General features: G+C 72.4%; 16 protein-coding genes and 1 riboswitch. Of the genes, 3 read left to right on the forward strand and 13 right to left on the reverse strand.

Annotation, left to right across the window (positions count from 1 at the left end):
• Positions 1-44 precede the first annotated feature (44 nt).
• Both ACIBJH_RS45445 and ACIBJH_RS45450 read left to right on the forward strand, forming a co-directional pair.
• A complete protein-coding gene (locus ACIBJH_RS45445; RefSeq protein ID WP_399122880.1) occupies positions 45-1,136 on the forward strand; it encodes an amidohydrolase family protein in 1,092 nt (363 codons plus the stop codon).
• A 131-nt stretch (positions 1,137-1,267) separates the two neighbouring features.
• The gene (locus tag ACIBJH_RS45450; protein WP_399122881.1) at positions 1,268-2,149 is read left to right on the forward strand and encodes an SCO1860 family LAETG-anchored protein; all 882 of its coding nucleotides are present in this window, start codon (positions 1,268-1,270) and stop codon (positions 2,147-2,149) included.
• A gap of 231 nt (positions 2,150-2,380) precedes the next feature.
• On the opposite strand, the gene cobC is transcribed toward ACIBJH_RS45450, so the two are convergent.
• From cobC to cobM, 6 genes are read right to left on the reverse strand one after another with little or no spacing between them, the layout of a single operon-like run.
• Complete coding sequence (gene cobC, locus ACIBJH_RS45455) at positions 2,381-3,466, reverse strand: Rv2231c family pyridoxal phosphate-dependent protein CobC (protein WP_399122883.1); 1,086 nt, start codon at positions 3,464-3,466, stop codon at positions 2,381-2,383.
• Complete coding sequence (locus ACIBJH_RS45460) at positions 3,456-4,394, reverse strand: sirohydrochlorin chelatase (protein WP_399122884.1); 939 nt, start codon at positions 4,392-4,394, stop codon at positions 3,456-3,458. Before ACIBJH_RS45460 ends, cobC begins: the two co-directional genes overlap by 11 nt.
• Positions 4,391-4,981, reverse strand: a complete 591-nt coding sequence (locus tag ACIBJH_RS45465; RefSeq protein ID WP_399122966.1) for a precorrin-8X methylmutase — start codon at positions 4,979-4,981, stop codon at positions 4,391-4,393. Before ACIBJH_RS45465 ends, ACIBJH_RS45460 begins: the two co-directional genes overlap by 4 nt.
• A gap of 5 nt (positions 4,982-4,986) precedes the next feature.
• Entirely contained in the window at positions 4,987-6,678 is a 1,692-nt protein-coding gene (gene cobJ / locus ACIBJH_RS45470) for a precorrin-3B C(17)-methyltransferase (RefSeq protein ID WP_399122885.1), read from the reverse strand.
• Positions 6,675-7,913 carry a precorrin-6y C5,15-methyltransferase (decarboxylating) subunit CbiE gene (gene cbiE / locus ACIBJH_RS45475; protein ID WP_399122886.1) on the reverse strand — a complete coding sequence of 413 codons (1,239 nt, stop codon included), beginning with the start codon at positions 7,911-7,913 and terminating at the stop codon, positions 6,675-6,677. Before cbiE ends, cobJ begins: the two co-directional genes overlap by 4 nt.
• The gene (gene cobM, locus ACIBJH_RS45480) at positions 7,910-8,734 is read right to left on the reverse strand and encodes a precorrin-4 C(11)-methyltransferase (RefSeq protein ID WP_399122887.1); all 825 of its coding nucleotides are present in this window, start codon (positions 8,732-8,734) and stop codon (positions 7,910-7,912) included. The genes cbiE and cobM overlap by 4 nt, the downstream gene beginning before the upstream one ends.
• Before the next feature lie 128 nt (positions 8,735-8,862).
• Here cobM and ACIBJH_RS45485 point away from each other — a divergent pair, with 128 nt between their 5' ends.
• Complete coding sequence (locus ACIBJH_RS45485; RefSeq protein ID WP_399122888.1) at positions 8,863-9,591, forward strand: ZIP family metal transporter; 729 nt, start codon at positions 8,863-8,865, stop codon at positions 9,589-9,591.
• 11 nt (positions 9,592-9,602) lie between these two features.
• Here ACIBJH_RS45485 and cobI read toward each other — a convergent pair whose 3' ends face one another.
• Genes cobI through ACIBJH_RS45520 form a run of 7 tightly spaced genes read right to left on the reverse strand, consistent with a single transcriptional unit; the run spans position 9,603 to position 20,492 of the window.
• Positions 9,603-10,349: a precorrin-2 C(20)-methyltransferase gene (cobI, locus tag ACIBJH_RS45490; protein ID WP_399122890.1), complete on the reverse strand. Its 747-nt coding sequence runs from the start codon at positions 10,347-10,349 to the stop codon at positions 9,603-9,605.
• On the reverse strand, positions 10,334-11,791 hold the full coding sequence (locus ACIBJH_RS45495) for a cobyrinate a,c-diamide synthase (protein ID WP_399122892.1): 1,458 nt from the start codon (positions 11,789-11,791) through the stop codon (positions 10,334-10,336). Before ACIBJH_RS45495 ends, cobI begins: the two co-directional genes overlap by 16 nt.
• A complete protein-coding gene (cobO, locus tag ACIBJH_RS45500; RefSeq protein WP_399122893.1) occupies positions 11,791-12,390 on the reverse strand; it encodes a cob(I)yrinic acid a,c-diamide adenosyltransferase in 600 nt (199 codons plus the stop codon). The genes ACIBJH_RS45495 and cobO overlap by 1 nt, the downstream gene beginning before the upstream one ends.
• Positions 12,390-14,396 carry a putative cobaltochelatase gene (locus tag ACIBJH_RS45505; protein ID WP_399122894.1) on the reverse strand — a complete coding sequence of 669 codons (2,007 nt, stop codon included), beginning with the start codon at positions 14,394-14,396 and terminating at the stop codon, positions 12,390-12,392. The genes cobO and ACIBJH_RS45505 overlap by 1 nt, the downstream gene beginning before the upstream one ends.
• Positions 14,393-18,046: a cobaltochelatase subunit CobN gene (gene cobN / locus ACIBJH_RS45510; protein WP_399122895.1), complete on the reverse strand. Its 3,654-nt coding sequence runs from the start codon at positions 18,044-18,046 to the stop codon at positions 14,393-14,395. Before cobN ends, ACIBJH_RS45505 begins: the two co-directional genes overlap by 4 nt.
• Positions 18,043-19,554, reverse strand: a complete 1,512-nt coding sequence (locus tag ACIBJH_RS45515) for a cobyric acid synthase (RefSeq protein WP_399122896.1) — start codon at positions 19,552-19,554, stop codon at positions 18,043-18,045. Before ACIBJH_RS45515 ends, cobN begins: the two co-directional genes overlap by 4 nt.
• The gene (locus ACIBJH_RS45520; RefSeq protein ID WP_399122897.1) at positions 19,551-20,492 is read right to left on the reverse strand and encodes a cobalamin biosynthesis protein; all 942 of its coding nucleotides are present in this window, start codon (positions 20,490-20,492) and stop codon (positions 19,551-19,553) included. The genes ACIBJH_RS45515 and ACIBJH_RS45520 overlap by 4 nt, the downstream gene beginning before the upstream one ends.
• A 99-nt stretch (positions 20,493-20,591) precedes the next feature.
• A riboswitch (cobalamin riboswitch) is annotated at positions 20,592-20,734 on the reverse strand.
• Positions 20,735-20,895: the final 161 nt, after the last annotated feature.

The raw sequence follows: 20,895 nt of genomic DNA on the forward strand, positions 1-20,895 counted from the left end.
CCAGCCACGACGAAACCCGCACCCGACGAACTATCGTGCGTGGCATGAGCGATCAAGCCGTGCTGCACGTGAAGGGCCGGGTCCTTGTAGGACCGGAGGACATCCGCGACGAACTCTGGGTCATCGACGGCCGCATCTCCTACGACCGCCCCGTCGACGCCGGTGACATCCGGACCGTCGACGGCTGGACCCTCCCCGGCCTGGTCGACGCCCACTGCCATGTGGGCCTGGGCGCCCACGGCCCCGTCGACGCGGCCACCGCCGAAACGCAGGCCCTCACCGACCGTGACGCCGGCACCCTGCTGCTGCGCGACGCCGGCTCGCCGTCCGACACCCGCTGGATCGACGACCGCGAGGACCTCCCGAAGATCATCCGCGCCGGACGGCACATCGCCCGTACCCGCCGCTACATCCGCAACTTCGCCCACGAGATCGAACCGGACGAACTCGTCGCCTACGTCGGCCGGGAGGCCCAACGCGGCGACGGCTGGGTCAAGTTGGTCGGCGACTGGATCGACCGCGACCTCGGCGACCTGTCGGCCTGCTGGCCGCGCGAGGCGGTCGAGGGGGCGATCGCCGAGGCCCACCGGCTCGGTGCGCGTGTCACCGCGCACTGCTTCGCCGAGGACTCGTTGCGGGACCTGGTCGAGGCCGGCATCGACTGCATCGAGCACGCGACCGGCCTCACCGAGGAACTCATCCCGCTGTTCGCCTCGCGAGGCGTGGCGATCGTCCCGACCCTCGTGAACATCGCCACCTTCCCGAAGCTCGCCGAGGGCGGCGACGCCAAGTACCCACGCTGGTCCGCCCATCTGCGACGACTGTACGAGCGGCGCTACGACACCGTGCGCGCCGCCTACGACGCGGGCATCCCGGTGTACGTCGGCACGGACGCCGGGGGGTCGTTGGCCCACGGCCTGGTCGCCGCCGAGGTCGCCGAACTCGTCACCGCCGGCATCCCGGCGGTGGAGGCGCTGTCGGCGACCGCGTGGGGCGCGCGGCGGTGGCTCGGGCGGCCCGGGCTCGAAGAGGGCGCGCCGGCGGACTTCGTCGTGTACGAGGCGGACCCGCGCGCCGATGTTCGCGTCCTGGCGTCGCCGCGACGAGTGGTGCTGAACGGGCTGGTGGTCGAATAGTCGCCAGTCGATTCGAATACGTTCACGGAAAACCCACGATGGGGTGAAGTGACGTGGGATCGCTGACGGTTCACCCTTCGTGGGTAATTCTTACCGGGTCCCAAGCATGTCTCTTCTGGGGGTCCCACACCTTGAACGGCACCAACTTCCGCATGCCCGCACGCCGTTGGGCCACCGTGGCCACGGCCACCGTCCTCGCCACCGGTCCCGTGGCGCTGGCCGGTGCGGGGTCCGCCCACGCGACCACCGACCAGGGGCGCGCGAGCGCCGTCGTCCTGCGTACCGGGCTCGACGTGTCCCTGCTCAACAAGACCGTGGACGTCCCGCTCGCGGTCTCCCTCAACGAGGTCCAGGCGCCGGGGAATGCCGAAAAGACCGCGCTCTCCGCCCAGTTGGACGGGGTGAACGGCGGGCAGCCCTTCAGTGTGCTCAGTGCCGACGTCGCCACGGCGAAGGCGACGGTGTCCGCGACCAAGGCCGAGGGGTACACCGACCTCGCCCATGTCCGGCTCCATGTCCCCGGGTTGCCGTTGCTCTCGCTCATCGAGGTCGACGCGGTCACGTCCAGAGCGACGTGCGAGGCGGGGAAGACGCCGGTCGCCGTGTCGCATCTGCCGGGGGCGGTGACGGTGCTCGGCAAGCGGGTCACGGTGACCGCCGGTGGTCCTACGGAGGTTCAGGTGCCGGGGGTCGGGTCGGTGCGGCTCGACTTGTCCAAGACCTCGACCACGTCCCGTACGGCGGCTGCGACCGCGCTTGAACTCAAGGTGTCCGTCAATCCGTTGAAGCTGAATGTGGCGGATGTGGAGGGGACGGTGACGTTGGCGCGGGCGACGTGTGAGGCGCCTTCGCCGTCGCCGGCGCCGGATGTGAAGCCGCAGGGGGCTCCGGTGGAGGAGGGGTTGGCCGAGACGGGGGGTAGCTCCATGACGCCGTATGTCGCGGGCGGGGCGGTGTTGCTGCTGGCGCTGGGTGGGGGAGCGGTGGTCACGGCGCGCCGCCGTCGTGGCTGAGCCAACTACCTTTCCCACCCACCCACCCACCCGTCTCGGATGCTTGAAAGGTGACCCCTCAGCCGACCGCGTCGGGCGGGTGGGGGGGAGTGGCTTGGGCGGTGACCACTTGGCCGAGCGAGTCGGGCGGCGGGTGGGCAAGGTTTGGGCGGTGATCTTTTGGCCGAGCGAGTCGGGTGGTGGGTGGGCATAGGCCGGGGTCCAGGGGGCGGAGCCCCTTGGTGCGGGAGGTCACTTGCCCGACAGCGTCACCGCCTGGTCCAGCGCCTGCAGGAAGCGGTTCACCGTCGTCCGGTCCCGTACCGCCATGCGGAGCCACTCCGCGTTCAAGCCCGGGAACGTGTCCCCGCGGCGAACCGCGAAGCCCAGGTCGCGCAGATGCCGCCGGACGGCGACCGCGTTGGGGACGCGGACGAGGACGAAGGGGCCCTCGGCCGGTTCCATGACCTGGAGGCCGTCGGGGGCGAACTCGGCGAGGCCGGCGACGAGATGGGCCCGGTCCGCGGCGATGCGGTGGGCCGCGTGGGCCGCCTCCGCGAGGGCCGGTGACTCCATGCACGCCTCCGCCGCGGCGAGCGCGGGCGTGGACACCGGCCACAGGGGCTGGGCCCGTTCGAGTTCGGCGATCGTCTCGGGGGCGGCCAGGACGTAGCCGATCCGCAGTCCCGCCAGACCCCAGGTCTTGGTGAGGCTGCGCAGGACCACCAGGCCGGGGATGTCGGTGCGGCCCGCGAGGGCCTCGCGCTCACCCGGCACCGCGTCCATGAACGCCTCGTCCACCACCAACGTCCGCCCCGGGCGGGCCAGTCGGGCGATCGAAGCCGCAGGGTGGAGGACGGACGTGGGGTTCGTCGGGTTGCCGATCAGCACCAGGTCCGCGCCCTCGGGAACGGCCCCCGGGGTCAGCCGGAAACCGTCCGCCTCCCGCAGCAGCACCCGCTCCACCGCGTGCCCCGCGTCCCGCAGCGCCGCCTCCGGCTCCGTGAACTGCGGGTGCACGACCACCGGCTGACGGACCTTCAGCGCACGGGCGAGCAGAATGAACGCCTCGGCCGCCCCCGCCGTCAGCAGCACACGGTCCACCGGCAGCCCGTGCCGCGCCGCGACCGCCGCCCGCGCCGCCCGCCCGTCGGGGTAGGCGGCGAGACCGGTCAGTGAGCCGGATATTCGCTCGCGCAGCCACGCGGGGGGCGTGTCCGCGCGGACGTTCACCGCGAGGTCGGTCAACCGGGCGCCGTCGTCCCGGACTTCGGCGTCACCGTGGTGACGGAGGTCATGGGTGTCGCGCGCGGGGTCGTGGGCTCTGTCAGTGTGCATGGGCGTGCCCACCGTGATGGTGATGCCCGTGGTGGTGACCGTCGTGGTCGTGACCCTCGTCGTCCGGGTGGAAGTGCGGCTGCTGCGGCTGCCCCACCTTGTCCTCGAAACCGGGCAGCGCGATGCGGTACACGCACGAGTCGCAGTTCATCCGCAGATCACCCTTGACCGCCTCCCGGTACCGCTCCATCACCAGGTCGAGCAACTCCGGCTCCGGGCCGATGACTTCGGCCGACCGTACCTCGGTCTCCGGGTGCGCCGCCGCCCAGCCCTCCGTCTGCTGCCGTACCCGCTCCGGCAGGATGCCCGTGAACAGGAAGTACGGCAGCACGACGATCCGTCGCGCACCCAGCTTCACACACCGGTCAAGACCGCTCGGTACGTCCGGTGCCGCCAGCGACACGAACGCCGGTTCCACACCCGCGTAGCCGCGCCCCTCCCACAGCAGCCGCGCCGCCTTGTGCACCTCGGCGTTGGCGTCCGGGTCCGTCGACCCACGCCCCACCAACAGCACCGTCACATCGGCCCGGTCCTCGGGCGTGCGCACCGACTCGCCCAGCGCCTCGTCGAGCCGCCGCTCCAGCACCTTCAGCAGCGAGGGGTGCGGGCCCAGCGGACGGCCGTACGTGTAGGAGATCCCCGCGTGCCGCTCCTTCTCCCGGGCCAGCGCCGCCGGGATGTCCCCCTTGGCGTGCCCGGCGGACACCAGCATCAGCGGCACGGCGGCGAACCGGCGCACCCCGCGCTCCACCAGCTCGGTCACCGCGTCGCCCAGCGGCGGCGGCGACAGCTCGATGAACCCGCCCGCGACGGGCAGTTCGGGGTGACGGCGGCCCAACTCCCGTACGAAGGACCGGAACGCCTCGGCTCCGGCCTCGTCCCGGGTGCCGTGTCCGGCGATGAGCAGGGCGGGCGGCGGGGTGGTCACGATTTCTCCTCGGACGGTGATGTGGGGTGGTACAGCAGGGCGTTGAGGGCGGCCGCGGCGACCGCCGAACCGCCCTTCTCGGACACGTTGCTCACGGCGGGCAGCCCGCTCTCGCGCAACGCGGCCTTGGACTCGACCGCGCCGACGAAACCGACGGGCAGCCCGATGACGAGCGCGGGGGAGGCGTCCAGCGTCAGCAACTCCTCCAGTGCGGTGGGCGCGTTGCCGATCACCCACAGGGCGCCGGGCCCGACCTCCTCGTAGGCGAGCCGGATCGCGTGCGCCGAACGCGTCAGCCCGGGACCGGACTTGGCATCCTTCAGTCGGCACACGGTCGGGCGCTGGGTGATGCCGGCCGCGACCATCGCCACGTCCACGACCACCGGCGCCCCCGCGTGCAGCGCGCTGTGCGCCTTCGCCAACTCGCCCTCGTCCAGGACGAGATCGGACGCGTACTCCAGATCGGCGGCGGAGTGGACGACCCGCTCCACGACCGCGCGGGTCAGCGGCGGGAGGTGCGAGGTGTCCAGGCGGGCACGCATCCGCCGGTAGGACTCCACCTCGATGGGATGAACCACCCGGTCCACGGGGATCATTCGGCCACCTCCTGCCAGCGGTACCCGCGCGGCGTCACCATGCGTCCGGCGATGTCCCGGGTGGCCGTGTTGCCCACGGTCACCACAGTCATCATGTCGACCGTCGCCGGATCCAGCGCCGCCAGTGTCGTCAGTCGGCTGGATTCGTCCGGCCGCGAGGCGTTCCGTACGACACCGACCGGCGTCGCCGGTTCCCGGTGCTCGGCGAGGATCGCGAGCGCCTTCGGGAGCTGCCAATCGCGGCCCCGGCTGCGGGGGTTGTAGAAGGTCACCACGATGTCCGCCTCGGCCGCGGCCCGTACCCGGCGCTCGATGATCTCCCACGGCGTGTGCAGATCGGAGAGGCTGATGGACACGTGGTCGTGGCCGAGCGGCGCCCCGAGGATCGCGGCGGCGGCCAACGCGGCCGTCACGCCCGGGACTCCGACCACGTCGATGTCGTCCGAGGCCTCCGCCAGCGCGGGCGAGGCCATCGCGTACACCCCGGCGTCCCCGCTGCCGATCAGCGCCACCGCCTGCCCCTTCCGTGCCTCGGCGACGGCGGTACGGGCCCGCTCCTCCTCGGCGCCGAGCCCCGACTCCAGGACCAGCGTCCCGGGCCGCAGCAGATCGCGGATCTGGTCGACGTACTGGTCGAGCCCCACCAGCACGGCCGCGCGCCGGAGTTCGGCCTTGGCGCGCGGGGTGAGCAGATCCCGGGCGCCGGGTCCGAGCCCGACCACCGCGAGCCGACCGCGCGCGAGCCGCCGTACGACGGCACAGGTCGCCATCGCGGGCCGCCCGTCGGCGCGCTCCGACTTCCGCTTGGGAACGAGGAGTTCGCCGCCCAGTGCGAGCGCCGCGGCCTCCGCCACCGACGGTGTGCCGACGGCCGCGAGCGGTGCCTCGGAGGGGTTGGGCACCTCCACGGCCGCCAACTCCTCGGCGGAGTAGGTCACCAGAGGAACACCGAGTCGCTGTGCCGCCTCGACGATGCCGGGCTCGTCCGATTTGGCGTCGACGGTGGCGAGTTCGGCGAGGGACGCGACGGACAGCCCCGCGTCGCGCACCGCGCCCTCGATGAGCCCCAGCACCTCGTCCACCGGGGCACCCTTGGACGCGCCGACCCCGACTACCAGCGACGGCGGCCGGAGTACGACCTCACGCTCGCCGGGTTCGGTCGCGCGATCGGTGACCCTGATGACGTAGGAGCCGTCGGCGGACACCTTCAGCGGCGGCAGCGGCCACGCCAACTCGGCCTCCAGGACGACCGGTTCGCCGTCGAGCAGTGCTCGTGAGACGCCCGCGACATCGCCCTCCACGGGGAACCCGAGGGTGTCCAGGCCGGGCACACCCACCGCGTCCGTGGCCGTCGTCACGACGGGCTGCGCGGCCAGCAACTCACCCACCTCCACGGCGAGTTCATTGGCCCCGCCACCGTGCCCGCCGACCAGCGACACGGCGTACCGGCCGCCCTCGTCGACGCACACGACACCGGGGTCGGTCCGCTTGTCGCCCAACAGCGGGGCGATCAGCCGCACCACGGCCCCGGTGGCGAGGAAACAGACGAGCTGCTCGCACTCCGCGAACGCGGCCCGGACGGCATCCCCGACGGGACCCTCGTACACGCGCGTACGGTCCGGCCACGCGGCGGCCAGCCGGTCGCGCGCCGTCGCTCCCGCCGCGGTGGCGGAGATGAGGCCGATCACTGAGCAACTCCTTCGACAGATGCCGGAGGCCGGACGCCCCACAGCAGAAAAACGGGATTGGTCGCCGCCAGCCGGGTCACGTCCCCCGGCAGCGGCGCGAGCCGGGACGACTGCAACAGCACCCCGTCGACCGCGAACCCGGCACCGCCGAGCGCCTCGCGCACCGCCGGTACCCGGTCCAGCGCGGCCATCGCGACGACCACGGTCCGCCGGGCCCGGCGCGCGCACGCGGTGACGATGGCGGGCAGTTCGCGCCCGCCGCCGCCGATGAACACGGCGTCGGGGTCGTCGAGATCGGACAGCACGGTCGGCGCCGCCCCGTGCACGGTGTGGACGTCGACGCCGTGCGCCTCGGCGTTGGCACGGATCCGTTCCACACCGTCCCGGGTCTTCTCGACGGCGGTGACCGCGGCGCCGAGCCGCGCGCACTCCACGGCCACGGAGCCGGAGCCGGAGCCGATGTCCCAGACCAGTTCGCCGAGCCGCGGCCCGATCCTGGCCAGCGCCAGCGCCCGTACCTCGAACTTGGTGATCATCGAGTCCCGGTGCTCGAACTCCCGCTCGTCCAGGGCCCATTGAGCGGGTCCGACGGCGGCCCCGGCGACCGTCCGCGTGGCACCGAGGCTCCGCGACTCGTCGAGACACAGGACGACACTCACCGCCGTACCCCAGTCGCGGGCGGCGGCCTCGGCGGGCGTGACCCGCTCCACCCGCTCCTCACCGGAGCCGAGCGCGGACGCGACGACGAGGACGCGCCCGGCGGTGCGATGGGTGAGGGCGGCGCCCAGTTCGGCGGGGCCGGAACCCGGTCCGGTGAGGACGGCGACCTTGGGATGCGCGCGGCACGCGTTGACCGCCGTACGGAGATCGCGTCCGTGCGCGCTGACCACGACCGCGTCGTCCCAGGTCAGGCCGAGCCGGGCGAAGGCGGTGGCGACGGAGGAGACGCCGGGGCGGACGTCGAGGGCGTCGGCGCCGAAGCGTTCCGCCAGCGCCCGGACGATCCCGAAGAACCCGGGGTCCCCCGAGGCCAGCACCACGACCGGCTCGCCCTTCTCGACGTACGCCTCGATGGTGTCGAGGGCGGGCGCGAGCGGGCCGAGGACGATCCGCTCGGCGCCGTCCGGGAGCGTGGCGGCGGCCAGATGGCGCCGGCCGCCGACGACGAGCCGGGCAGCGGCGAGCACGTCGGCCGCGAGCGGCGCGCCCGTCCCCGTACCGACGACCGTGATCATGTGCTCGCACCCCGCGAGCGCAGGGCCCGGCGGGCCTCCGGGTCGGCCTTGCGGTAGCCGTGGAAATGACCCGGGTGGTAGAGGTGCGAGCGGGTGCCGTGCGCGTCGAGGGCCGGGCCGACCAGGAAGAGGGTGTGCTTCCAGAGCTTGTGCTCCTTGACCGTCTCCTCCAGCGTGGCGATCGTGCACTTCACGATCAGTTCCTCGGGCCAGGTCGCCTGGTAGGCGACGACGACCGGGGTGTCGGTCGGATAGCCGCCCTCCAGCAGCTCCCGCACCAACTGCCCGCTGCGGGCGGCCGACAGGAAGATCGCCATGGTCGTGCCGTGGCGCGCGAACTCCCGCACCTCTTCCCCCGGCGGCATCGGCGTCTTGCCGCCGCCGAGCCGGGTGAGCACGACGGACTGCGCGACCTCGGGGATCGTCAGCTCGCGCTGCGCGAGGGCGGCCACGGCGGAGAACGCCGAGACACCGGGGACGATCTCGGTCTCGATGCCGATCGCACGGCACCGGTCGAGCTGTTCCTGCGTCCCGCCCCAGAGGGCCGGGTCGCCGGAGTGAATGCGCGCGACACGCAGCCCTTCGCTCCCGGCCCGCTCGTACACGGCGACGACGTCCTCCAGGGACATGGTCGCCGAGTCCAGGATCTCGGCGCCCTCGCGCGCGTGGTCGAGGACCTCCGCCTGGACCAGGCTGGCCGCCCAGATCACGACATCGGCCTCCGCGATGGCGCGCGCGGCACGGAACGTCAGCAGATCGGCGGCACCGGGGCCGGCACCGACGAAGGTCACCTTGCCGACGGTGGCATCGGTATCGGCCATGGGGTCGGATCCTCTCAAGCGGGACAAACAGACAAGCGGGACAAACGGAACGGGGAACGTCAGTGCACGTGGGGGTGGAGTGGCCCAGGATGTGCGCGAACAGGGGTTGATCGGATAGCAAGGGGACTATGGCGGTCTTCGTCGCGCTCGGCGCGTTCCTGATGACGCTGGCCGGCGGCTGGACGGCACAGCGCGTGACCGACCGCCGCCATCTCGTCCTGGGCCTGGCCGGCGGCCTGATGCTGGGCGTCGTGGGTCTCGATCTGCTGCCGGAAGCGCTGCGCGCGGCCGGTCGCGAGGTCTTCGGCGTACCGGCCGCGCTGCTGCTCTTCGTGGCCGGCTTCCTCGTGGCCCATCTGGTCGAACGCACGCTCGCCGCCCGCCAGGCCGCGCACGGCGCGGAGGAGAGCAACGGCCGCGCGCCCGAGGTGGGCCTGACGGCCGCCGCCGCGATGGTCGGCCACAGCTTCATGGACGGCGTCGCGATCGGCGCCGCCTTCCAGGTGGGCGGCGGCATGGGCACGGCGGTCGCGCTCGCGGTCATCGCCCATGACTTCGCGGACGGCTTCAACACGTACACGATCACGAGCCTCTACGGGAACGCCCGCCGCAAGGCCATCGCGATGCTGTTCGCGGACGCGGCGGCCCCGGTGGCCGGCGCCGCCTCGACGGCGTTCCTGACCATCCCGGCCCCGCTGCTCGGCGGCTATCTCGGCTTCTTCGGAGGCGTGCTCCTCTACCTCGCCGCGGCCGAGATCCTCCCCGAGGCCCACCACGAACACCCCGCGCCCGCGACCCTGTTGTGCACGGTCGCGGGGGCGGCGTTCATCTGGCTGGTGGTCGGCCTGGCGGCCTGATCTTCGGGGCATCACAGTTTCCCGCCCCGCCCGCCCTCGCGCCGCGCGGGGGCGATGAGCGTCGACAGATACGGCAGCGGTTCCCCGTCCAGTTCGGCGGCCGGCCGGATCGACTCCTCGGGCAGCCCGAGCGCCGACCCCCACACCGCGTCCTCGATCCGCCCGGTCTCCCGCAGCGCCTCCGCGACCTCCGCCGCCTGCCGCCCGAACTTGTACGCCACGACCGTCCCCGGCCCGGCCAGCGCGTCCTTGAGCACGGCGGACCCGGCGGTCACCGGCACGAGGGTGAGGGGTTCGGTCCCTTCCGTGAGTACGGCCCCGGAACGCGCGGCGAGATCCTGCATGGCGGTGATCCCCGGCACGGTCTCGACCACGACCCCCGGCACCAACTCCCCGATGGTCAGGGCGAGATAGGTGAAGGTGGAGTAGACGTTCGGGTCCCCGATGGTCGCGAACGCGACGACGTCGTGCGCGGCGAGCAGCTCGGCCACCTTCGCCCCGGCGGCATCCCAGGCGGCCTCGCGCCGGGCCCGGTCGGTCCGCTCGTTGAGCGCGAACACGACCCGCAGCACCTTCTCCTGGGGCACGTAGTGCAGCACGGTCGCCTCGGCGCGCCCGCGCTCACCGCTGTCCATGACCGGCACGACGACGACATCGGCGGCGCGCAGCGCGTTGACGCCCTTGACGGTCACCAGCTCCGGATCGCCGGGACCCACCCCGACTCCGATCAACCTGCTGCTGCTCATGACGTCCGGCACCTCTCCACGAACCGACGGGCCACACCGGGCTCGGCCGCCCAGTGCGTGTGCAGATAACTCGCGTGCACACCCTGTTGTACGAAACCTTCGACCCGCCGGTCAGGGGCGCGCACCCCCCAGGCGGGAGCCGCCCCCGAGCCGGGCTCGACGACGGTCCGGTGAAACTCGTGCCCGCGCATCCGCGTCCCGGCCACGGCCAGCACACTGTCGCTCAGCGCGACGGCGTTCCGGTAGCCGAGCGTCAGCCGCTCACTCATCCGCGCGGAGGCGTCCAACACCCCGCACATCGGCCGACCGTCCAACTCCCGGCACAGATACAGCAGTCCGGCACACTCGGCGGCCACGGGGGCCCCGCTCTCGGCGAGCGCCGAGACGGCCTTCCGCAACGGCTCGTTGGCGGACAGCTCGGCGGCGTACACCTCGGGGAACCCGCCCCCGATGACCAACCCGCGTGTCCCGTCCGGGAGTTGTTCATCCCGGAGCGGATCGAACACGACGACTTCGGCACCGGCCGCGGTGAGCAGTTCGGTGTGCTCGGCGTAGGAGAAGGTGAAGGCGGGACCACCGGCGACGGCGACTTGTGAACGCGATTGGGCACCTTCAGCCCGTCCGGCGTTTGAGGACGAGGCCCCTCCAGGACCGAAGCGGGGGTCTGGGAGCGCAGCCCCCAGGGACGGGACGGGCAGGGGCGGCGGGGGCGAAGAAGCCAGGACCTCGGCCGCATCCCAGGCCGCACACGACAACGCACCGGCACTACGCGCCAGCGCCATCAACCCCTCAAGATCACACCCCGCGGACACCTGCGCCCCCATCGCCGCGACCGCATCCACCGCCGCAGCCCGCCGCTCGGCGACCGGAACCAACCCCAGATGCCGCGACGGCGTATCCACCTGCGGAGCCCGCCGCAGCACACCCAGCACCGGCACCCCGGCAGCGTCCAACGCCTCCCGCAGCAGCGCCTCGTGCCGGTCCGACGCCACCTTGTTGAGGATCACGCCCCCGACCCGCACCTCCGGATCCCAGGACGCGAACCCGTGCACCAGCGCGGCGACGGACCGGGACTGCGAGGACGCGTCGACGACCAGCACGACCGGCGCCCGCAGCAACTTCGCCACATGGGCCGTGGACGCCAACTCCCCTTCGCCCGCGGCCCCGTCGTACATCCCCATCACACCCTCGACGACGGCGAGTTCACACCCGCGCGCCGCATGCGCGAACAGCGGACCGATCAACTCCGGCCCACACAGGTACGCGTCGAGGTTCCGCCCCACCCGCCCGGTGGCGAGCGCGTGGTACCCGGGGTCGATGTAGTCCGGCCCGACCTTGTGCGGGGACACGGCGAGCCCCCGCGCGGCGAACGCGGCCATCAGCCCCGTGGCGACGGTGGTCTTGCCGCTGCCCGAGGAGGGCGCGGCAATGACCAGCCGAGGCACAGAAGACATCACCACTCGATACCCCGCTGGCCCTTCTGACCGGCGTCCATCGGGTGCTTGACCTTCGACATGTCGGTCACGAGATCGGCGAGGTCGACGAGCTTCTCGGGCGCGTTCCGCCCGGTGATCACGACATGCTGGGTTCCGGGCCGGTTCCGCAGCACGTCGACGACCTCGTCCGTGTCGACCCAGCCCCAGTGCATCGGGTACGCGAACTCGTCGAGCACATACAGCCGGTACGTCTCGGCGGCGAGGTCCCGCTTGACCTGCTCCCAGCCCTCGCGCGCCTTCTCCTCGTTGTCCATCTGGGAGTCGCGCTGCACCCAGGACCAGCCCTCGCCCATCTTGTGCCAGTCGACGGACCCCCCCTCGCCGGAAGCCCCCAGCACCCGGAGGGCGTTCTCCTCGCCGACCTTCCACTTCGCCGACTTGACGAACTGGAACACCCCGATCGGCCACCCCTGGTTCCAGGCACGCAACGCCAGCCCGAAAGCGGCGGTGGACTTGCCCTTGCCAACTCCCGTGTGCACGACGACAAGCGGCCGATTCCGCCGCTGACGGGTCGTCAGTCCGTCGTCCGGTACGACACTCGGCTGCCCCTGCGGCATTACGCGGCCCTCCTCTGTACGTCCTTGACCAGCCCGGCGATCGAGTCGGCCCGCAACTCGTCGAGCGTCACCGCCGTACCCTCCAGCTCACCGGCCAACTGCCGGGCCAGGCCCAGCCGTACGGGCCCCGACTCGCAGTCCACGACCACGGAGGCGACCCCGTCGGCGGCGAACAACCGCGCCGCCCGCCCGGCCAGCGCGACCGGCTCGGGCCCACCGGTGGCCCGCCCGTCGGTCACCACGACCACCAGCGCCCGCCGGGCCGGATCCCGCAGCCGCTCCACCCGCAGCACGTCACGCGCCTTGAGCAGCCCGGCCGCGAGCGGCGTCCGCCCCCCGGTCGGCAACGACTCCAGCCGTACGGCGGCAGCGTCCACGGAGGAGGTCGGCGGCAGGGCGACATCCGCGGACGAGCCCCGGAAGGTCACCAGACCCACCTTGTCCCGCCGCTGATACGCGTCGAGGAGCAGCGACAGCACGGCCCCCTTCACCGCGCTCATCCGCCGCCTGGCCGCCATCGACCCGGACGCGTCCACGACGAACAGCACGAGGTTGCCCTCACGCCCCTCCCGCGTCGCCTGCCGCAGATCGTCACGCCGCACGACGAGGCCGCGCCCGGCCCGACCGCGCGCCAGCTGATGCGGGGCCGCCGCCTGCACGGTCGCCGCCAAGTGCAGCTTGGTGAGCGCCCCTCGGGGCCGCCGGGCCCCGGTCGTCCGCCCGTGCTCGGTCCGCGCCCGCGAACGCCGCCCGGCGGCACCCTCACCGATCCCCGGCACGCTCAACGCCTTGGTACGGAAGGGCTCGGAGGCGCGTACGGGCTGCTGCTCACCGGAACCGGAAGGCTGCGGCTGCCCGCCCTCGCCGGCTTCCGGCTGGGCACCGGTGTCACCGCCCTGCGGACCGTCCGAGTCCGAGGCCGGCGGCTGCCCGCCACCCCCACCGGAGTCATCCGGGCCCGGATCATCATCCTCGGGCGACTGTTCCTGCTCCTGCTCGGCGAACTCCTCCAACGTGTCGTCGAGCTTGTTCTCGTCAAGTCCCGGCGCGTCGAAGGGGTTTCGCCGCCTGCGGTGCGGCAGGGCGAGCAGCGCGGCCTGCCGTACGTCCTCGGCGAGCACGTCGGTCCGGCCGGCCCAGGCGGCCAGCGCGGTCGCCGTACGCGCCATCACGATGTCGGCGCGCATACCGTCCACCTCGAAGGCGGCACAGGTCGCCGCGATCTGCCGCAGCGCCCCGTCGCCCAGCCGCACGGACGGCAACAGGGCACGCGCGGCGATGATCCGAGCCCGTACGGAGGACTCCTCGTCCGCCCAGCGCTCGGTGAAACCGGCCGGATCGTCGTCGTAGGCGAGCCTGCGCCGCACGACCTCGACCCGCTGGTCGGGCTCCCGGGAGGCGGCCACCTCGACGGTCAGCCCGAACCGGTCGAGCAACTGGGGCCGCAGCTCGCCCTCTTCGGGGTTCATGGTGCCGACGAGCAGGAAACGCGCGGCGTGCCGGACGGAGACGCCTTCGCGTTCGACGTACGACGCGCCCATCGCGGCGGCGTCCAGCAAGAGGTCCACGAGGTGGTCGTGAAGGAGGTTGACCTCGTCGACGTACAAGATCCCCCGGTGCGCGTCGGCGAGCAGGCCGGGCTCGAAGGCCTTGACGCCCTCGGCGAGTGCCCGCTCGATGTCGAGCGCTCCGACGAGCCGGTCCTCGGAGGCGCCGACCGGCAACTCGACCATGCGGGCCGGGCGTTGGGTGCCGGGTCCGGTCTCGTGCGGGCCGTCCGGGCAGGCCGGGTCGGGTGCCTCGGGGTCGCAGGAGAAACGGCACCCGGGGACGACGGCGACCTCCGGCAGCAGCGCCGAAAGCGCGCGCACGGCCGTCGACTTGGCGGTGCCCTTCTCGCCGCGCACCAGCACACCGCCGACCGCCGGCGACACGGCGTTCAGCAGCAGCGCGAGCCGCAGATCGTCCTGACCGACAACGGCCGTGAACGGAAAGGGAGTTGTCACTGGTCGTCGCCCTCCAGGTCGCCTTCGAGCTCCAGGTAGGTGGCCCGCAGTCGTTCCAGCGTGTCCGCGTCCGGCTCGGCCCACAGACCGCGCTCGGCGGCTTCGAGGAGCCGTTCCGTGATGCCGCGCAGCGCCCACGGGTTGGACTTCTTCATGAAGTCCCGGTTCTCCGGGTCGAAGACGTACTCGGCGCTGAGCTTCTCGTACATCCAGTCGTCGACGACCCCGGCCGTCGCGTCGTAGCCGAAGAGGTAGTCGACGGTCGCCGCCATCTCGAAGGCGCCCTTGTAGCCGTGCCGGCGCATCGCCGCCATCCAGCGGGGGTTGACCACCCGGGCGCGGAAGACGCGGTGGGTCTCCTCGCCGAGCGTGCGGGTCTTGACCTGGTCGGGGGTGGCGGAGTCGCCGACGTACGCCTCGGGGGAGGTGCCGGTGAGGTGGCGGACCATGGCGACCATGCCGCCGTGGTACTGGAAGTAGTCGTCGGCGTCGACGAGATCGTGCTCGCGGGTGTCGACGTTCTTGGCCGCTACGGCAATTCGCCGGAACGCCGTCTCCATGTCCCCGCGTGCCGCCCGCCCGTCGAGGCCGCGCCCGTAGGCGTAGCCGCCCCAGACCGCGTACACCTCGGCGAGGTCCGCGTCGCTGCGCCAGTTGCGCGCGTCGATCAGCGGCAGCAGACCGGCGCCGTACGCGCCCGGCTTGGAGCCGAAGACACGGGCCGTGGCCCGGCGGCGGTCGCCGTGCTCGGCGGTGTCCTCGTCGGCGTGCTTGCGGACGTAGTTGGACTCGGGCGGCTCCTCCAACTCGGCCACCGCCCGCACCGCGTCGTCGATCAGCCCGACGACGTGCGGGAACGCGTCCCGGAAGAAGCCGGAGATCCGCACCGTGACATCGATGCGCGGCCGGCCCAACTCCGTGACGGGCACGATCTCGAAGCCGGTCACGCGGCGCGAGGCGTCGTCCCAGACCGGACGGCAGCCCAGCAGCGCGAGGATCTCGGCGATGTCGTCGCCCTGGGTGCGCATCGCCGACGTGCCCCACACCGTGAGGCCGACCGACTTCGGGAACTCGCCGTTGTCCTGGACGTACCGCTGTACGAGCGAGTCCGCCAGTGACTGCCCGACCTCCCAACTCAGCCTGGACGGAATGGCCTTGGGGTCGACCGAGTAGAAGTTCCGGCCGGTCGGCAGGACGTTGACCAGACCGCGGGTCGGGGAACCGGACGGTCCCGCCGGGACGTAACCCCCGTCGAGCGCGAGCAGGATGTGGTCGATCTCGTCGGTGGTCCGGGCGAGCCGTGGGACCACCTCGTCACACGCGAACTCCAACACCGCGACAGCGTCCGGGAGTTCGGCGCCGATGACGGCACGCACGAGCGCCGGGACGGTCGTGACGTCCCACTCCTGGGCCTCCATGCCCTCCGCGAACCGGCGGCACAGCTGCTCCAGCAGATCGATCGCGTCGGCCGCCGAACGGGCCGGCCCCTCGACGAGATCCGTCAGCTCCACCGGCACCTTCACGGGAGCGCCCGGCTCACCGAGCAACTCCTTCTCGTTGAGCCCGAAATGCTGCGCCAGCGCTGCCCGCAGCCCCGGCAGCGCGTTCGCCTGCCCGCCCCACACCTGCGAGGCGCGCAGCACGGCCAGCACGAGGTTCACCCGAGCCTCGCCGACCGGGCCGCCGCCGAGGATGTGCAGCCCGTCGCGGATCTGCACGTCCTTGATCTCGCACAGATAGCCGTCGATGTGCATCACGAACTCGTCGAACGCCGCGTCGTCCGGCTGGTCGTCCACATGCAGGTCGTGGTGCAGCTCGGCCGCCTTCACCAGCGTCCAGATCTGCGCGCGCACGGCCGGGGCCTTCGTCGGGTCCAGGTCGGACACCAGGGCGTACTCGTCGAGGAGTTGCTCCAGCTTCGCCAGGTCTCCGTACGTATCGGCACGCGCCATCGGCGGCACCAGGTGGTCGACGACCGTGGCGTGCCCGCGCCGCTTGGCCTGGGTGCCCTCGCCCGGGTCGTTGACGATGAACGGGTAGATCAGGGGGAGTTCACCGAGTACGGCGTCGGGCGCACAGCCGCTGCTGAGACCGAGTCCCTTGCCGGGCAGCCATTCCATGGTGCCGTGCTTGCCCATGTGCACGATCGCGTCCGCGCCGAACGAGTTGTCCAACCACCTGTACGCCGCCATGTAGTGGTGCGAGGGCGGCATGTCGGGGTCGTGGTAGATGGCGATCGGGTTCTCGCCGAAACCGCGCGGCGGCTGGATCATGACGACGACGTTCCCGAACTGGAGGGACGCCAGCACGATGTCGTCGCCGTCGACGTAGAGGCTGCCCGGCGGCTCGCCCCACGCGTCCGACATGCCCTGCCCGAGGGTCGGTTCGAGCTTGTCGAACCATGCCTGGTAGTCGGCGAGCGGCACCCGCGCGGGCGCGGCGGCCAACTGCTCCTCCGTCAGCCACTCCACGTCGTGGCCACCGGCGTTGATGAGCCGGTGGATCAACTCGTCCCCGTTGTCGGGGTGTTCGTCGACCCCGTACCCGGCGTCCCGCAGCGCGTCCAGCACCCGGATCGCCGAGGCGGGCGTGTCCAGGCCGACCGCGTTGCCGACCCGCGAGTGCTTGGTCGGATAGGCGGTGAAGACCAGCGCGAGCTTCTTCTCGGCGTTCGGCTTGTGCTTCAACTGCGCGTGCCTGACGGCGATTCCGGCGACCCGCGCGGCCCGCTCGGGGTCGGCGACGTAGACCGGGACCTCGTCGGGGCCCTGCTCCTTGAAGGAGAAGGGAACGGTGATCAGCCGGCCGTCGAACTCGGGGATCGCGACCTGCATCGCCGCGTCCATGGGGGAGAGGGCGGCGTCCGACTCGTCCCAGGCCGCCCTGGACGACGTAAGGCAAAGTCCTTGCAGCACGGGCACGTTGAGGTCGGCGAGCGCGCCGATGTCCCAGGCCTCCTCGTCGCCGCCGGCCGAGGCCTGCGAGGCGTGCGTGCCGCCCGCGGCGAGGACGGTGGCGATCAGCGCGTCCGCCCTGCCGAGGATGTCGTACAGCCCGGAGTCGGCGCCGCGCAGCGAACCGCAGTACACGGCAAGGGCGTTGGCGCCCTTCGCCTCGATCTGCTCGCACAGGGTGTCCACGAAGGCGGTGTTGCCGGAGAGGTGATGCGCCCGGTAGAAGAGCACGCCGACGGTCGGGCGGCCCTCGACGAAGGCCCGCTCGCAGTGGACGCCGAACTCGGGCATCTTCTGGGGCTCTTCGAAGCCCTCGCCGGTGAGCAGCACCGTGTCGGAGAGGAAGCGGGCGAGTTCGGTGAGGTTGTCGGGCCCACCCTCGACGAGGTACCTGAGCGCCTCGGCCACGACTCCCGCCGGTACCGACGACTCGGCCATCAACTCCGGGTCCGGGACCGTCTCTCCGCTCAGCAGCACGGTCGGGATGCCCGAGGCCTTGAGCACGGCGAGGCCGTCCTCCCAGGCGCGCTTGCCGCCGAGCAGTCGTACGACGGCGATGTCCGACGCCGCGATGAGCGCGGGCAGTTCCTCGCCGGCGTCCACGCGGGACGGGTTGCCGATCCGGTACCCGGCGCCGGAGGCACGCGCCGCCAGCAGATCCGTGTCGGCGGTCGACAACAACAACACTGTGCTCATGCGGGCGCTCCCGGTGGAATGAAAGGCAGTCCTTGTGGCGCGCCGGACTCGATGAGCCGCCACAGCGCGTCCGTGTCCGCGTGCTGTTCGATGAGGTCGCCGAGCCGGTCGAGCTGCTCCTCGCGCAGCGCGGCGAACGAGGTGTCGGCGGCCGGCACGAACCGGCGCCCGGTGGCGGCGGCCACCTCGCGCAGGAACGCTCGCCGGAACCCGTCCGACTCCAGCGAGCCGTGCCAGTGCGTGCCCCAGGTCTGGCCGACCCGGCAGCCGTCCAAGAAGGCTTCTCCGCCCGTGAGTTGGGCGACCCCGTGATGGATCTCGTACCCCTCCACCCGCTCGCCGAGGGCTTCGCCCACCGGCCGGGTGAGGGTCTTCTCGCGCGCGAACCGCACGCGCAGGGGGAGTACTCCGAGTCCGTCGACCGAGCCCCGCCGGCTCTCGACCTCGTCGTCGATGTGCTCGCCGAGGATCTGGAAGCCGCCGCAGACACCGAGGACCGGCCGCTGTTCGGCGGCCCTGCGGACGAGGGCGTCGGCGAGGCCGCGCTCCCGCAGCCACTCCAGCGCCTGGACCGTCCCCCGGGTCCCGGGGATCACGACGAGATCGGCGTCGGCCAGCTCCTCCGGCCGGTCCACGAACCGCACCACGACACCCGGTTCGGCGGCCAGCGCGTCCACGTCGGTGAAGTTGGACATGAGCGGGATCGCGCAGACGGCGACCCGCAACACGTCCTCTCCGACCGGCGGCGCGGTGTTCGACTCACGGACGGTCCCGCGCAGCGAGATGCGCAGCCCGTCCTCCTCGTCGATCCCGAGCCCGTGTTGGAACGGCAGCACGCCGTACGTCCGCCGCCCGGTGAGGCCGTGCAGCATCTCCAACCCCGGCTCCAGGAGCGACACATCGCCCCGGAACTTGTTCACGAGGAACCCGGCGACGAGGGCCTGATCCTCAGGACTGAGCAGCGCCACCGTCCCGAAGAAGGAGGCGAAGACGCCCCCGCGGTCGATGTCGCCGACCACGAGCACGGGCAGCCCGGCATTGCGCGCGATGCCCATGTTCACGATGTCGGTCCGCCGCAGATTGATCTCGGCGGGCGAACCGGCCCCCTCGCAGATCACCGCGTCATACGTGCCCCGCAACTCGGCGAGACAGTCCAATACCGTGCCGAGCAGCGCCTCCTGCCGTCCCCCGTGATAGCCGCGCGCGCTCATCTCGCCGACGGGCTTGCCCATGAGGACGACCTGACTGGTCCGGTCGCCGCCGGGTTTCAGCAGAACGGGATTCATCAGCGCGGTCGGCTCGATCCGGCAGGCCTGCGCCTGCATGGCCTGCGCCCGGCCGATCTCGGCGCCCTCGCGCGTCACGAAGGAATTCAGGGACATGTTCTGGGCCTTGAACGGCGCGACCTTCACGCCCTGCCGCACCAGCCACCGGCAGATCCCGGCGGTCACGACACTCTTCCCGGCGTCCGAGGTGGTGCCCGCGACCAACAGCCCGCCGCCGCTCATGACTTCCGTCCCTTCAGCAGCAGCCGCCCGGCCACACTGACCCCGAGCGCGAGCCAGCCGACCCGCCGGGACAGCCGTACGGCACGGTCGATGTCCGGTACGGCGACGGCGCGTCCGGCGCCGTTGAGCACGGGCCGGTGCTCGACCCGGCCGCCGTAGGAGAGGGTGCCGCCGAGTCGCACGCCGAGGGCGCCCGCGAAGGAGGCCTCCACGGGACCGGCGTTGGGGCTCGGGTGCTTGGGGGCGTCGGTGCGCCAGGCGCGCACCGCTCCGCGCGGGTCGCCGCCCGCGACGGTCGCGAGGACGGCGGTGAGGCGGGCGCCCGGCCAGCCTGCCACGTCGTCGAGACGGGCCGAAGCCCAGCCGTAGCGGCGGTACTTGGCCGACTTGTGGCCGACCATGGCGTCCAGGGTGTTCACCGCCCGGAAGCCCAGCAGGCCCGGGACACCGGCGATGCCGCCCCACACCAGGGCGCCCACCACCGCGTCGGAGGTGTTCTCGGCGACGGACTCGACGACGGCCCGCGCGATGCCGTCGGCGTCGAGAGTTTGTGGGTCCCGCCCGCAGAGGTGCGGGAGCCGTGCCCGCGCGGCCTCGATGTCACCGGCCTCCAGCGCACGCGCGACGACCCCGGCCTCGCGCGCGAGAGAGGTCCCGCCGACGACCGCCCAGGTGGCGGCGGCGGTGAGGGCGGCAGAGGCCGTACGGGACGGTCGTAGGGCCGAAGTCGCCACGGCGGCCAGGGAGACGGTGCCGCCCACGCACACGGCGGTGTGCAGGGCGCCCCAGCCTCGGTGGTCGCGCCACAACAGCTGTTCCACGGCACCGGCGGCGCGGCCGAACGCGGCGACCGGATGCCCGCGACGGGGATCGCCGAGCAGGTGGTCACCGAGAAGGCCGGCGGCGGCGCCGTACGCGAAGACGCGATCGGCACGCATCGGCTCAGCCGGTCGCTGAGTCGGACACTGCGCTGGTACGGGACCTCGAACGACAGCCGAGCATGGCGATATGTCCTCACTCAGGGTGTCCACGCCCTGGTTCGACGAGACCGGCGGTGAGAGTTCCTGGCTCCCGGGGTTCTCTACCCCGGTGACAGTGGCGGGACCGCGCCGGATTCGCACCGGCTTCCTCTCCTGCCGCCGTACATGGCTCCGGCAGTCCACCACGGTGTTGGAAGGGGCGTCAACTTGCTGTTGACCTGCGGGGGAGGAGTGTGCTGATGCCCACACGCGGGTGGCCGGAGGGGGCACGAAGACGTGGGGGGGGGGGGGGGGGGGGGGGGGGGGGGGCCCCCGCCGGGGCGCGCGCGGGCGCGGACGGGCGGGCGGGCGGGGGATGAAA

Origin of the sequence: Streptomyces sp. NPDC050548 (genome assembly GCF_044457385.1) — a bacterium.
Classification (GTDB): Bacteria; Actinomycetota; Actinomycetes; order Streptomycetales; family Streptomycetaceae; genus Streptomyces.

Coding starts and splice junctions, on each gene's coding strand:
- ACIBJH_RS45445 (WP_399122880.1), top strand. CDS start 45: ATGAGCGATCAAGCCGTGCTGCACGTGAAGGGCCGGGTCCTTGTAGGA.
- cobC (WP_399122883.1), bottom strand. CDS start 3,466: ATGCACACTGACAGAGCCCACGACCCCGCGCGCGACACCCATGACCTC.
- cbiE (WP_399122886.1), bottom strand. CDS start 7,913: ATGATCACGGTCGTCGGTACGGGGACGGGCGCGCCGCTCGCGGCCGAC.
- cobM (WP_399122887.1), bottom strand. CDS start 8,734: ATGGCCGATACCGATGCCACCGTCGGCAAGGTGACCTTCGTCGGTGCC.
- ACIBJH_RS45485 (WP_399122888.1), top strand. CDS start 8,863: ATGGCGGTCTTCGTCGCGCTCGGCGCGTTCCTGATGACGCTGGCCGGC.
- ACIBJH_RS45495 (WP_399122892.1), bottom strand. CDS start 11,791: ATGTCTTCTGTGCCTCGGCTGGTCATTGCCGCGCCCTCCTCGGGCAGC.
- cobO (WP_399122893.1), bottom strand. CDS start 12,390: ATGCCGCAGGGGCAGCCGAGTGTCGTACCGGACGACGGACTGACGACC.
- cobN (WP_399122895.1), bottom strand. CDS start 18,046: ATGAGCACAGTGTTGTTGTTGTCGACCGCCGACACGGATCTGCTGGCG.
- ACIBJH_RS45515 (WP_399122896.1), bottom strand. CDS start 19,554: ATGAGCGGCGGCGGGCTGTTGGTCGCGGGCACCACCTCGGACGCCGGG.
- ACIBJH_RS45520 (WP_399122897.1), bottom strand. CDS start 20,492: ATGCGTGCCGATCGCGTCTTCGCGTACGGCGCCGCCGCCGGCCTTCTC.